The sequence below is a fragment of the Novosphingobium sp. 9 genome, assembly GCF_025340265.1.
GTDB lineage: Bacteria > Pseudomonadota > Alphaproteobacteria > Sphingomonadales > Sphingomonadaceae > Novosphingobium.
The window spans coordinates 615,569-628,874 of the sequence record NZ_CP022708.1 but is presented as its reverse complement, the minus strand read 5'-3'; the positions used below and the strand labels follow the sequence as shown (position 1 = coordinate 628,874).

Genomic DNA, 13,306 nt, shown 5'->3' with positions numbered 1-13,306 from the left:
ATCGATGCTTGTGCTAGACCATAGTCGCAGGATTTCAGAAATTGATTGTTTTGATCCGATCAAATCCGAAAAATCTATCATCAATGTCATCAGCAATTTGGATCGATGACGATTGAAGCAATAGATTTTCAAAATTTCGAGCGCATAGTATTGAGTTCATGCAAGCCCATGAAAAGGGAAGCGGGAGAGCACAGGCGCCATGTTCAAGGCCAGATCACCAATAGCCATCACAACCAAGTCGGAACGCATCGCATGAAGCGGCTGCGCATGGGCCTTGTCGGCGGCGGGCCCGGTGCCTTCATCGGCCCGGTTCACCGTATCGCCGCCGAACTGGATGGCGAGATCGAACTGGTCGCGGGAGCCTTCAGTTCCGACCCGGAGCGTTCGCGCCAGGCAGGCGAGATTTACGGTATCGCGCCTGAACGCGCCTATGCCTCCTATGCCGAGATGTTCGCTGCCGAACGCCAGCGCGAAGACGGCATCGATTTCGTGACGATCGCCACGCCCAATCACACCCACTTGCCCATCGCCCGCGCGGCGCTGGAAGCCGGGATCGCGGTGATGAGCGACAAGCCCGCCACCGCTACGCTCGACGAAGCGCTTGCGCTGGCAGACGTGGTGGACGAGGCCAACGCGCCCTACGCGCTGAGCTATACCTACTCGGGCTATCCGATGGTCCGGCAGGCGCGCGAGATGATCGCTGCCGGGGCGATCGGCCCGGTCCGAAAGGTCGTTGCCGAATACCTTCAGGGCTGGCTGGCCGAACCGATCGAGATGGACGGCAACAAGCAGGCCGGCTGGCGCACGCAACCCGGCAAGTCCGGGCTTGGCGGCGCGATCGGCGACATCGGTGTCCACGCCTTCCACCTTGCCGAGTTCGTCACCGGGCTTGAGGTGCGCACGCTCTGCGCCGATCTCGCCGCCGTGGTCGAAGGACGCGCGCTGGATGACGATGCCTCGGTGCTCCTGCGCTTCGATAACGGCGCACGCGGCGTTCTGCTCGCCAGTCAAGTGGCCGTGGGTGAGGCCAACGGGCTGTCCTTGCGGATCTACGGCACGCACGGTGCGCTGATCTGGCGGCAGGAGAGCCCCAACCGGCTGGAGTATCGCCATCTCGACGGGCGCTGCGAAATCCTCACGACCGGGCTCGGCCACCTCTCTCCGCTGGCCACGGCGGCAACGCGCCTGCCCGCCGGACACCCCGAAGGCTATCTCGAAGCCTTCGCCAACCTCTATCGCGATTTCGCGCAGCGTCTGCGCGGCGAAGGCAGCGATATCCTGCCCGGCATCGCGGACGGCGTACGTTCGATGCGCTTCGTCGAGCGCGCGGTCATCGCCAGTCGCGACGGGCTCGGGTGGGTTGCCCTGCACGAGCATGACAAGGAGTGCGTGGCATGAAGACGATCAAGGGCCCTGCCATTTTCCTCGCGCAGTTCATGGGCGCAGAGGCTCCGTTCGACACGCTGGAGAACCTCGCGCGCTGGGCGGCCTCGCTCGGCTACGAGGGCATTCAGGTGCCCTGCGATCCGCGCCTGATCGATCTGGAGCAGGCCGCCGCCTCGCAAGGCTATTGCGAAGACCTGCTGGGCCGCGTGCGCGAATGCGGCGTCGAGATCACCGAACTTTCCACGCACCTGCAAGGCCAGCTCGTGGCGGTCCACCCTGCTTACGACAGCCTGTTCGATGCCTTCGCCGCGCCTGAGGTTCGCGACAATCCCAGGGCGCGCACCGAATGGGCGATCCGGCAAGTCACGCTGGCGGCACAGGCCAGCGCCCGCCTTGGCCTCACCGCCCATGCGACCTTTTCCGGCGCGCTGGCATGGCCATACGTCTACCCCTGGCCGCAGCGTCCGGCGGGTCTGGTCGAGGAAGCCTTCGCCGAACTCGCGCGCCGCTGGACGCCGATCCTGCATGCCTTCGAGGATGCCGGGGTCGACTGCGCCTATGAACTCCATCCCGGCGAGGACCTGCACGACGGCGTGACCTTCGAGCGGTTCCTTGAGGCGACCGGCAATCTGTCGCGCACGGCGATCCTCTACGATCCCAGCCACTTTGTGCTTCAGCACCTCGACTATCTGCGCTTCATCGACATCTATCACGAGCGCATCCGCTGCTTCCACGTCAAGGATGCCGAACTGCGTTACGATGGACGTTCGGGCGTCTACGGCGGCTATCAGGGCTGGGTAGACCGCCCCGGCCGCTTCCGTTCGCTGGGCGACGGGCAGGTCGATTTCGCGGCGATCTTCTCGAAGATGGCGCAATACGATTTTCCCGGCTGGGCCGTGCTCGAATGGGAATGCGCGCTCAAGCACCCCGAGCAGGGCGCTGCCGAGGGAGCCCCGTTCATCCGCGACCATATCATCCGCGTCACCGAACGCGCTTTCGACGACTTCGCCGCCAGCGGCATCGATGCTGCCGCCAACCGCCGCCTGCTGGGGCTGGACGCATGAGCCGCCCCGCAGCCGCCATCGGGAACCCTGCCGCCATGGCCACCACCGCTTTCCCCGCCGCACAGCCTGACGCCATCCGTGGCGAGACCGGCAAGGGCCTGACACTGATCTTCGCGCAAGTCCTGCCGGTCATGGCGATCGTCTCGCTGTTCCCGGCGATCCCGCGCCTGTTCGCACACTTCGGGCCGCACCCGCATGCCGGGCTGCTGGTGCCGATGATCGTGACGATCCCCTCGCTGTGCGTGGCGATCTTCGCGCCGCTCGCGGGGTGGGCCGCCGATCGTTTTGGCCGCCGCCCCACCTTCGTCGGCGCGATGGGCCTGTACGTGCTGACAGGCCTTGCGCCGCTGGTACTCGACAACCTCTACCTGATCGTGCTGAGCCGCGCGCTGCTGGGCATGGCCGAGGCCGCGATCATCACCATCTCCAGCGCACTGATCGGCGATTACTTCGGCGAGCGGCGCTATCGCTGGGTAACGTGGGTGGGTGTATCCACCTCCATCGCCGGGACGCTGCTGATCGCGGCAGGCGGTGCGCTGGCGGACCTTAGCTGGCGCGGACCTTTCGCAATCTACGCCCTCGCCATCCCGGCCTTCCTGCTGGCGCTGGTGTTCATAGAAGAGCCTGCACGCCAGTCCGCCGACCCCGCCGGTCCGCGCCTTGGCTTTCCGTGGAAGGCGGCCTCCATCATCGGTGCGATCACCATCGTCACCTCCGTGCTCTATTACGTGGAGCCGCTGCACGTCGCGACCGTGCTGACCGACAAGGGTGCAGGGTCCGCCACGCGGGTCGGACTGATCCAGTCCGTCACCAGCCTCGGCTACATTCTGGGCGCCATCCTCTATCGCCGGATGCATGCGCGCTCGATCGGGCAACTGCTGGGCCTTGCCGGGCTGCTGATCGGTGCAGGCGTGCTGGTGATCGCGCTGTCCCCCACCTGGCACGGCGTCGCCGTAGGGGCAGCGATCCAGCAACTGGGCGGCGGCATGGTGATCCCCTCGCTGCTCGCCTGGGGGCAGGCACTTCTGCCCATCGAGCAGCGCGGGCGCGGCATGGGCATCTGGGCGACCGCCTTCTTCGCCGGGTTGTTCGTCTGCCCGCCGTTGGTGAGCGCTGGCGCTTCGATGCTCGGCGGCCTGCAACCCTCGCTACTGCTGTTCGGTGCGCTGACGCTGGTTCTGGCGCTCGTCCCTCCCTTCCTGTTTGGCCGCGCAAGCCGCGCCGCCGCCTGATCGAAAAGACCGACCTTCCATGACCGATACCCTGCAGGACTACGATTACATCGTGATCGGCGCCGGTTCGTCCGGCTGTACGCTGGCCGAACGGCTCAGCGCCGATGGCCGCTCCAGCGTGCTGCTGATCGAGGCCGGCGGCGACAACGAGACCGAACTCGTCAACATGCCGCGCGCCTTCATGAAGATGTTCGGCAACCCCACACACTTCTGGCACTTCCCGGTGAAGGAACAGCCGGGCCGTCCTGCCGGGGAAGTCTGGCCCTATGGGCGCGGCCTTGGCGGATCGAGTTCGACCAACGGCACCTGGTATCTGCGCGGCATGCCCGCCGATTACGATGGCTGGGCCGCGCAGGGCATGACCGAATGGCGCTGGTCCGAGATCGAGCGCTGCTTCAAGGCGATGGAGAGCTATCGCGGCGACGGGGCCGATGCCTCGCGCGGTCGCGACGGGCCCTTGCAGGTCACGCAGTTGCCCTATCGCTCCCCCGCGATTGCCGCGACGGTGGAAGCCGGGGTCGAGATGGGCCTGCCCCGGCTTGCCGACATCAACACGCCGGGCACTACCGGTATCGGCTATACGCAGGCGACGGTCAGCCGGAAGGGCCGCCGCGCGTCGAGCTATCAGGCCTTCCTGAAGCCCGCGATGGGCCGCCCGAACCTGACCGTCCTCACCGATACGCTGGTCGAACGCGTGCTGCTGGCCGGCAGCCGCGTTACCGGTGTGGCCGTGCGCGATGCTGCCGGGAACCGGCGCACCATCGGCGTAAATCGCGAGGCGGTGCTCTCGGCAGGCGCCTTGCAGAGCCCCAAGCTGCTGCAACTCTCAGGCATCGGCCCGCGCGAGGTGCTGGAGCGCGCCGGTGTGCCCGTGCTGCACGAGGCTCCAAGCGTCGGGCGCAATCTGGCCGATCATGCGATGTTCTCGATGTCGTGGCGGCTGCACAACGATCCGGGCGCCAACCGCGAGTTCTCGGGCTGGCGGCTGATGACGCATGTCCTGCGCTATTACCTGACCCGCAAGGGCCTGATGGCCTATACCTCGCCCGAAGTGACCGCGCTGCTCTCGCTCCATTCCGCGCCGGACTGGCCCGACGTGCAGTTCGGCATCGGTCCGTTCTCGATGCGATCGAGCGAAGAGATCAAGGCCGATCCGGGACGCGGCGCGCTGGAAGACAAGCCGGGCATCACCGTCAACGCGATCTCGCTGCGCCCCAAAAGCCGGGGCAGCGTGGCGATCCGCTCCGCCGATGTGGCGGACGGGATCGATCTCGATGCAAACTGGTGGGGCGATCCTGCCGACAAGGCTTTCATGATCGAGATGGTCCGCCTCGTGCGCCGCTTCATGGCCAGCCCTGCCCTCTCGCGCTTCGTGGGCGAGGAAGTGGTGCCGGGCGCCGCTGTCGAAAGCGACCAGGAGATCGGCAGCGTGCTCGAATGGCTCACCAGCCCCGGCGTCCATGCCACCGGCACTTGCCGCATGGGTACGCCCGAGGATGGCCCTGAGAGCGGCGTTGTCGATTCACGGCTGCGCGTCCACGGTATCGAGGGCCTGCGCGTGGTCGACTGTTCGGTCATGCCGGTGCCGCCTGCGGGCAACACCAACGGCCCCGCGATGGTGATCGGCTGGCGCGCTGCCGAACTGATGCTTGAGGACCGCGACTGAAACAGTCTTACGAGACGCGGGACAGGGGATAACGATCCATGCTATCGATCCATCAAACAGGATATGATCGGTAGAGAGGATAGACTGTAGTGCGTTTCAAGGGTCTCGATCTCAATCTGCTGGGCGCGTTCGACGTGCTGCTGGAAACCCGCAGCGTGTCGCATGCTGCCCGACAGATGAACCTCAGCCAGCCTGCGATGAGCGCCGCGCTGATGCGCCTGCGCGAGTTTTTCGACGACGAGTTGCTCGTCGTGCAGGGCAAGCGCATGTATCCTACCGCCTACGCCGAGGCGCTGGTGCCGCAGGTGCGCGAATGCCTGCGCTCGGTCGAGGCGATGCTGGTCACGGCCAGCCGCTTCGATCCGGCGACGACGCACCGCACCTTCCGGCTGGTGGTATCGGACTATGTGGTGACGGCGGTGATCGCGCCGGTGCTCCAGCAGCTCTCCAGCATTGCTCCCAACATCCGCATCGAACTGACGCTGCCCAGCGATGCCGCGCAGGCCGATTTCCGCGAAGGGCGCGCGGATATCTTCGTCGCGCCAGAGCAGTTCGTGGTGGCCGAACATCCCAGCGACCTGTTCTTCGAGGAACGCCATGTCGTCGTCGGCTGGCGCGAGAACCCGGTGTTCGAGCCCGTGCTGGATCGCAAGGCCTTCCTCGCCGCAGGGCATGTCGCCGTACGTATCGGCGGACGACGCGATTTCGCCTTCGCCGACCGCCAGCTCAACCAGATGGGCCTCGAACGCCGGATCGAGATCGAGACGCCTTCGTTCACGACCGTCCCTTGGCTGCTGGCAGGCACGCCGCGCCTCGCGCTGATGCAGGAGCGCCTCGCCCGGCGCATGGTCGAGAGTTTCCCGCTGCGCTGGGCCCAGATCCCTTTCGCCTTTGCGCCGATGCGCGAGATGATCCAGTTCCACCGCAGCCGCGCGTCCGACGAGGGCCTGCAATGGCTGCTGTCGAAGCTGCGCGAAGCCGCCTCACAAGCGCATAGAAATGACGAATAGATATCGATAAAAACAATCGAATTTATGCATGAACATAACCCGCTATGGTCCCTGAAGAATAAAGGACACGGCGGGAGACGGACTTGAACGGACTCGACATTCTTGTCGTCGGTGGCGGCATTGGCGGCCTCTCGGCGGCGATAGCGCTGCGACGCAGCGGGCACACGGTCACGGTGATCGAGAAGGACCCTGAATGGTCCGTCTACGGCGTCGGCATCATCCAGCAGTCGAACGTGGTGCGCGCGATGGAACAACTGGGCGTGCTCGATGCCTTCCTCGATGCCGCCAGCGGTTTCGACGCGGTGGAGATATACATTCCCGATGGCACGATGGTGGCCCGCGTCCCCTCGCCCGCGCTGGTCGAAGGCAAGCCCGCCAATGTCGGCATCGGTCGCCGCGCACTGCAAAAGGTACTGGGCGACAGCGCGAAGGGTCTGGGCGCACAAATCCGCCTTGGCGTGACGGCGGAGGGCTTCGAGGACGATGGCGCAGGCGTGAGCGTCCGCTTTTCCGACGGCCAGGAACAGCGCTTCGACATCGTGATCGGCGCCGATGGCGTCTATTCGCAGACCCGCACGATGATCCTGCCCGATGCCGAACGCCCGGAGTTCACCGGCCAGTCGGTATGGCGCTACAACTTCCCGCGCCCCAAAGGCATGGACGCGCTGCAAGTCTTCAACGGGCCGACCGGGTTGGGCCTTGTGCCGATCAGCCCGGAGACGATGTACATGTTCGTCACCACGCGCGAACCGGACAATCCCTGGTATCCGCTCGATGGCATCGCCGGGGTGATGCGCGGCAAGCTGGCCCACACCGCCCCGCAGATCCGCGCACTGGCCGAGCAGATCACCGACGATGCCGCTGTCGTCTACCGTCCCCTCGAAGGGGTGATGGTGCATGGCGCCTGGCATGCGGGCCGCGTCGTCCTGCTGGGCGATGCCGTCCATGCGACCACCCCGCATCTGGGACAGGGCGCGGGCATGGCGGTGGAGGACGCGCTCGTGCTGGCGGAGGAACTGGCGCGCCATGAAACACCCGAATCCGCGTTCACCGCCTATCGCGCGCGCCGCTACGAACGCTGCCGCTACATCGTCGAAAGCTCGCTCGCCATCTGCCACGGCCAGATCGGCAAGGGCCCGCCGGTCGACAACCACAAGGCCACTGCGGAAATGTTCGCGGTCGTCTCGCAGCCCATCTGACACATTCGCCCGAAAGGCACCGAACATGACCGATACCAGCCGAGTGACCGAAATCCGCTACGTCGGATACGCTGTGCAGGATTTCGAGGCCGAACGCGCGTTCTACAGGGACGACTGGGGCCTGACGGAAGTCGACGCGACCAACGACATGGCGTGGTTCAAGACGCAGGGGCATGACGAGCATCACGTGGTGCGCCTCCACAAGGCCGAGGTGAACCACGTCGAGGTGATCGCCTTCGCCGCCGACAGCGCCGCCGATGTCGATACGCTGCACGAAAAGGTGCAGGCCGCCGGCTGCAAGGTGATCTTCGCGCCGCGCGATCTCGATGCGCCGGGCGGCGGCTACGGCTTCCGCTTCTTCTCGCCCGATGGCCTGCCCTTCGAGATTTCGGCTGGCGTCGAAGCGTTGGACAAGCGCGAGATGGCGCGCTGGGAAGGCGTTCCTGTAAAGATCAGCCACATCGTCCTGCACTCCCCCGATCATCCGGCGATGGTGCGCTTCTTCACCGATGTGCTGGGCTTCCGGGTCAGTGACTGGCTGGGCGATTTCATGTGCTTCCTGCGCTGCAATTCCGCGCATCACCGCGTTGCCATCCTGCCCGGACCGCCGTGCCTCAATCATGTCGCCTACGACATGCTGACCGTGGACGACATGTTCCGGGGCGCCAGCCGCCTCAAGAAGCGCGGCACCGATATCCGCTGGGGACCGGGGCGGCATACGGCGGGCAACAACACCTTCAGCTATTTCGTGACGCCGGGCGGCTTCGTGGTCGAATACAGCGCGGAACTGGAGGAAGTCGATTTCGAGCTGCACGAGGACAAGGTCCACGTGCCCGCCCCCACGGTGATGGACCAGTGGGGCATCGGCGTCGGCGGCCCGCAGACGATGCCCCACCCCGCACCCGACGCAAAGCTGTTCCAGCCGGCCGAGGTCTGATTTCCCATGGCACTCTTCGAGTATTTCCCGAACTATATCTGGAACCTGTCGGTCGCGATCGCGATGGAATCGGGCGCGCAACTTGGCGAGATCGTCGACATGTGCCAGCCGATCCGTGAGGCCGCGAACAACGGCGCCGATGCCGGGACGCCGCAGTTCATGAAGGCCTGGGCAGCGATGGGCGACAAGCTGCTCGCACTGGCCGCAGAGGATGAGGCGAAGGGCCGCACGTTCTCCGCCTCGAACAAGCTGGAGCGCGCCTCGCTCTATCTCATCACCGCCGAACGCATGCAGGGCCATGGCCACCCGGTCGTCAGGAAACCTATGCGAAGGCGCGCGAGGCGTTCGACCGGTCGACCGTGCTCGGCGCGATCAATCGCGAGCGGGTGGAAATCCCGCTCGACACCGGCACCATGCCCGCGCTGTTCACCCGCGCGCCGGGTGAGGGGCGCAAGCCGGTGGTGGTGTTCTGCAACGGCCTCGATAGCTGCAAGGAACTGCTCTACTGGACCCGCCTGCCGCAGGAACTGGCGCGGCGCGGCATTTCGACCCTGTGCGTCGATCAGCCCGGCTCGGGCGAGGCACTGCGCCTGCAGGGGCTGCCCGTCGATCCCCATGCGGAACACTGGGCCAGCAAGGCGGTCGACTGGCTGGAGGCGCAGGACGAGGTCGATCCCAAGGCCATCGGCATGACCGGCATCTCGCTCGGCGGGCACTTCGCGCCGCGCGCGGTCGCCTACGAGCCGCGCTTTGCCAGCGGCGCGGTCTGGGGCGCCAACCACAACTGGCGCGAAGTGCAGGACAAGCGCATGGCGCGCGAGGGCGAAAACCCCGTCCCCCATTACTGGGCGCACGTCCACTGGGCCTTTGGCGCCAGCGATCAGGCGGACTTCTTGGCCAAATCGGAAGCGATGAACCTCAACGGTCACATGGATGGCATCAAGGTGCCCTTCCTTGTCACCCACGGCGCCAATGATCGCCAGATCAGCGTGGGCTATGCCGACGATCTGTTCGATCAGTTGGTGAACTCGCCCCGCCGCGAAAAAGTGATCTTCACCCCGCGCGAAGGCGGCGTCGAACATGTCGGCGCCGACAACATGGCCTATGGCCGCGACCTGATCGCGGACTGGTTTGCCGAGACCCTGGGAGGAACCACCGCATGACTCGCCGTTTCATCGACCTCTCGATCACCTTGTGCAACGACGTGGTGAGCGACCCGCCGTTCCTGCGGCCCGAGATCACCTACCAGAACCACATGGACACCGCGCCCGAGCTGGACATGTTCTTCCCCGGCGTCACGGCCGCGGATACGCCCGATGGCGCCGGGTTCGCGGCCTCCGAATGGGTGAAGCTGACCACCCACAACGGCACGCACCTCGATGCGCCCTATCACTACCATCCGACGATGAACGGCCAGGACGGCGAGCCCGAGCGCTCGATCACCATCGACGAAGTGCCGCTCGAATGGTGCTTCCAGCCCGGCGTGAAGCTGGATTTCCGGCACTTTCCCGATGGCTATGTCGTGACCGCGCAGGACGTGGAAGACGAGCTGGCGCGGATCGGCCACGATCTCCAGCCGCTCGACATCGTTCTGGTGAACACGGCGGCGGGGAAGGCCTTGGGACGCCCCGATTTCGTCAATGTCGGCTGCGGCATGGGCTATGAGGCGACGATGTACCTGACGACGCGCGGCGTGCGCGTCACCGGCACCGATGCCTGGTCGTGGGACGCGCCCTTCGCGCATACCGCGCAGAAGGTGAAGGACACCGGCGACACCTCGCTGATATGGGAAGGTCACAAGGCGGGTCGCGACATCGGCTATTGCCACCTCGAAAAGATGCACAATCTGGAAGCCCTGCCGCCGCACGGGTTCATCGTCTCGTGCTTCCCGCACAAGATCAAGGGCGCCTCGGCCGGGTGGACCCGCGCCGTCGCCATCCTTGAGGACGCCTGAGCCGATGCGCCTTGCGACCTTGCGCAACGGACGGCCAGACGGGCAACTGGTGGCCGTCTCGCAGGACGGCGCGCGCTGCCTGCCGCTGGCCGATGGCACGCTGCTGGGCGCGGTCGAGCAATGGGCGATCACCGCCCCGCGCCTCGGCGAACTGGCTGACAGGCTGGAGAGCGGCGAAGGCGATCCGCTCGATCCGGCCCTCCTGATGGCGCCGCTGCCGCGCACTTGGCAGTGGCTAGACGGGTCGGCCTATCCGCAGCATGGCGAACTGATGCAGCGCGCCTTCGGCCTGCCGCCGATCGATAGCGAACGCCCGCTGATGTATCAGGGCCTGTCCGACCGGTTCTACGGCCCGAACGATCCCATCCCCTTCCCCTCGGAAGACGACGGCATCGATTTCGAAGGCGAGTTCGGCGTGATCGTCGATGCCGTGCGGATGGGCACCTCCGCTGCCGAGGCGCTCGATCACATTCGCCTGATCGTCCAGATCAACGACTGGTCGCTGCGCACGATCGCGCCCATCGAGATGAAGACCGGCTTCGGCTGGGTACAGGCCAAGCCGCCCTGCTCGATGGCGCCCTTTGCCGTGACACCCGACATGCTGGGCAAAAACTGGCGCGACGGGCGCGTTCACGGTCGCCTCGCCTCGTGGATCGACGGCGAACGCTTTGGCGATGTGCCCTCCGGCCCGGAGATGGCCTTCGGCTTTCACGAATTGATCGCCCACGCCGCCCGCACGCGCGATCTGGTGGCCGGCACGGTCATCGGCTCCGGCACGGTTTCCTCGCGCGACTATGCCAGCGTCGGCTCCTCCTGCCTGTCCGAACGACGCGCGATTGACGTAATCGAGGCGCGCCAACCGACGCCTTTCCTGCATTTCGGCCAACAGGTGAAAATGACAGGCATCGTGTCCGATACCATGCCCTTCGGCATCATCGAGCAGGTCGTCATGGCCACAGGCGCTGCTGCCTGAACGATCGGGGCGTCAGGCGAATAGAACCACACGACACCTGTTCCCGCCCTGCCGATCACGCACCCGCGCGCGCCGCGATCCTGCGCCTCCATCGCGAACGGCCCGGCCCTTTGCCTTCAGGCTATACCCTTGCGAACCGTTTCGGGGTGGCCTTCCCTGCCTGCGTCAAGATGATGGCCTGTCTGCTTCAGGCGCGGGATGTCACAGGCGAGTGAAGGCTGATACGAGGATGCTCCATATCTCCGATCGCAAGTCCATTCCTTTCCTCGCGGCCTCTCGTCTCATATTGTCGGCCGATCCGCGCGATGGGCTTCGGACGCGCAACTAGGACCTCGTGTTGAACCCTTCTTTCGGCCTCACTGCCCTGTTCCGCAATATCGGCCTCGGTCTGGGCCTGACGGCCTTGAGCGGACTACCCGCTCAGGCCCAGCAGGCCAAGGATGCGCCGATGACGCCGCAGGCAAGGGCTTTCCTGCGCGAAGTCGCCGATGGTGCCGGGCCCAGCCACGTCGTCGCCATGGGGCAATATATCCTTGTCGTCGATCCCTGGAACCGCGAGATCCGCCGCTATGAAGCCGAGGCGCTCGACCGGCCACCGGCCATCTGCCTTATGCCCGACAGCTTCGAGCCGGGGCGAACCGTCTATACCGCCACGGGCGCCCGCCTGATCGCCGAGCCCTATGGCCCCGACGAAAAAGGCGGATACGATCTGCGCGAGCGACGCGCGATGACGATCACCCGGACCGCCGTCGCCGCGATGCCGATCGTCGGCCCCTGCCGCTTCGCCATGGGGCCGGTACATCCTCTCGCGGATACGCCGCCCGCCATCCGGTCCGGCAAGGCCTCCACCCCCGACGCGTTCTGGCCACTGCCCGGCGGACGCCGCGCGCACGTGCCTGCGCACGATGGGCACGAGGTTTTCGCCGTTCGCTTTGTCGGGCAGCTTGGGCAGGGTCGCACATTGCTGTGGTGGAGCGAGATCGCGCGGGCGGGGCCTCAAGGCGAGGCCGTTGCTGCTACGGATGGACGCCTGATGGTTACGCAATACGTCGGGGTATTCGCGCCCGATGGCGGCACCCCGACACAGACCGTGCGCATCGATGTCGCCGACGTGCCCGCCTTGCGTCCCGACCGCTCGATCCCGGTCACGACGCTGCTCAAGAAGCCGGGGCTGGACTATATCGCCGGCGCCATTGGCCCGCGCGGCGATGCGATCTGGATCGCCACGGCAGACCATAGCGCGCCCGGACGCGGGCACTTCGAGTTGCAGCGCTACGACCTCGCCGATCTGGGGGACGCCCGCCAGGGCCGCATCGCGCTGGTCGATGGCCATCACGCCACCGACCCGCTCGATGTCGATCGCAACGATCCCGCCCCCGGCAACGCCCCCGAAGAAGCCGACGTTGCCGCACCGCACGCCACCCCGTCGTTGGCTACGACGAGGCCCGCAAGACGCTCGAAGCGCAGATCGCGTTTCGCTGGCACTATCCCGAAGGCGCCGACAACCGCCCCTGCGAAGGCCGCAGCAAGTGCCGGATCGGCGCCGACGCCAGCGGTGCGCTCGGCACTGGTCCCGATTTCCCGGTCCTTGTGCGCGACGGCCCCAATCCCGATGGCGGGGCGCATTGGGTGCGCCCGCGGCAACTGGTCGACCTGCTGCCCGGCGCCCAGCTCCGGTCCGTCCCCTATTCTATCGGCGGGCAGGATCTGGCCGACAGCTTTGCGAAGCGTCTTGCCGGTTATGCTCCGGGCGCAACGGGAACGCCGCCACCCATCGGCCATATCGGCGAAGGGCTCGAATGGCGGCAGCCGGAAAGCGCCGGCGGCTGGAAGGAGAACACTGCGAACTACCCGCTCGGCATAGACTGCTCGGCGCTGGTCGCGC

At 66.1% G+C, this 13,306-nt stretch carries 10 protein-coding genes and 1 pseudogene; all 11 read left to right on the top strand.

What is annotated here, in order from left to right; all coding sequences use genetic code 11:
• Positions 1-252 precede the first annotated feature (252 nt).
• The 11 genes and pseudogenes from CI805_RS17495 to CI805_RS17445 all read left to right on the top strand — a co-directional run bounded on the left by CI805_RS17495 (position 253) and on the right by CI805_RS17445 (position 13,285).
• Complete coding sequence (locus tag CI805_RS17495; RefSeq protein WP_260929600.1) at positions 253-1,398, top strand: Gfo/Idh/MocA family protein; 1,146 nt, start codon at positions 253-255, stop codon at positions 1,396-1,398.
• Entirely contained in the window at positions 1,395-2,450 is a 1,056-nt protein-coding gene (locus CI805_RS17490; protein ID WP_260929598.1) for a sugar phosphate isomerase/epimerase family protein, read from the top strand. The genes CI805_RS17495 and CI805_RS17490 overlap by 4 nt, the downstream gene beginning before the upstream one ends.
• Positions 2,447-3,682: an MFS transporter gene (locus CI805_RS17485; RefSeq protein ID WP_260929596.1), complete on the top strand. Its 1,236-nt coding sequence runs from the start codon at positions 2,447-2,449 to the stop codon at positions 3,680-3,682. The genes CI805_RS17490 and CI805_RS17485 overlap by 4 nt, the downstream gene beginning before the upstream one ends.
• A 19-nt stretch (positions 3,683-3,701) precedes the next feature.
• Complete coding sequence (locus CI805_RS17480) at positions 3,702-5,348, top strand: GMC family oxidoreductase (protein ID WP_260929594.1); 1,647 nt, start codon at positions 3,702-3,704, stop codon at positions 5,346-5,348.
• 89 nt (positions 5,349-5,437) lie between these two features.
• Positions 5,438-6,358, top strand: a complete 921-nt coding sequence (locus tag CI805_RS17475; RefSeq protein ID WP_260929592.1) for a LysR family transcriptional regulator — start codon at positions 5,438-5,440, stop codon at positions 6,356-6,358.
• Between the two features lie 83 nt (positions 6,359-6,441).
• Positions 6,442-7,557: an FAD-dependent oxidoreductase gene (locus CI805_RS17470; protein WP_260929591.1), complete on the top strand. Its 1,116-nt coding sequence runs from the start codon at positions 6,442-6,444 to the stop codon at positions 7,555-7,557.
• Positions 7,558-7,582: 25 nt separating this feature from the next.
• Complete coding sequence (locus CI805_RS17465; RefSeq protein ID WP_260929589.1) at positions 7,583-8,494, top strand: VOC family protein; 912 nt, start codon at positions 7,583-7,585, stop codon at positions 8,492-8,494.
• A 6-nt stretch (positions 8,495-8,500) separates the two neighbouring features.
• Positions 8,501-9,657, top strand: a pseudogene (locus CI805_RS17460) (alpha/beta hydrolase family protein).
• Positions 9,654-10,448, top strand: a complete 795-nt coding sequence (locus CI805_RS17455; RefSeq protein ID WP_260929587.1) for a cyclase family protein — start codon at positions 9,654-9,656, stop codon at positions 10,446-10,448. The pseudogene CI805_RS17460 and the gene CI805_RS17455 overlap by 4 nt, the downstream one beginning before the upstream one ends.
• Positions 10,449-10,452: 4 nt before the next feature.
• A complete protein-coding gene (locus CI805_RS17450; RefSeq protein WP_260929585.1) occupies positions 10,453-11,421 on the top strand; it encodes a fumarylacetoacetate hydrolase family protein in 969 nt (322 codons plus the stop codon).
• A gap of 337 nt (positions 11,422-11,758) precedes the next feature.
• Complete coding sequence (locus CI805_RS17445; protein ID WP_260929583.1) at positions 11,759-13,285, top strand: hypothetical protein; 1,527 nt, start codon at positions 11,759-11,761, stop codon at positions 13,283-13,285.
• Positions 13,286-13,306: the final 21 nt, after the last annotated feature.

Coding starts and splice junctions, on each gene's coding strand:
- CI805_RS17450 (WP_260929585.1), top strand. CDS start 10,453: ATGCGCCTTGCGACCTTGCGCAACGGACGGCCAGACGGGCAACTGGTG.
- CI805_RS17480 (WP_260929594.1), top strand. CDS start 3,702: ATGACCGATACCCTGCAGGACTACGATTACATCGTGATCGGCGCCGGT.
- CI805_RS17455 (WP_260929587.1), top strand. CDS start 9,654: ATGACTCGCCGTTTCATCGACCTCTCGATCACCTTGTGCAACGACGTG.
- CI805_RS17485 (WP_260929596.1), top strand. CDS start 2,447: ATGAGCCGCCCCGCAGCCGCCATCGGGAACCCTGCCGCCATGGCCACC.
- CI805_RS17465 (WP_260929589.1), top strand. CDS start 7,583: ATGACCGATACCAGCCGAGTGACCGAAATCCGCTACGTCGGATACGCT.
- CI805_RS17490 (WP_260929598.1), top strand. CDS start 1,395: ATGAAGACGATCAAGGGCCCTGCCATTTTCCTCGCGCAGTTCATGGGC.
- CI805_RS17495 (WP_260929600.1), top strand. CDS start 253: ATGAAGCGGCTGCGCATGGGCCTTGTCGGCGGCGGGCCCGGTGCCTTC.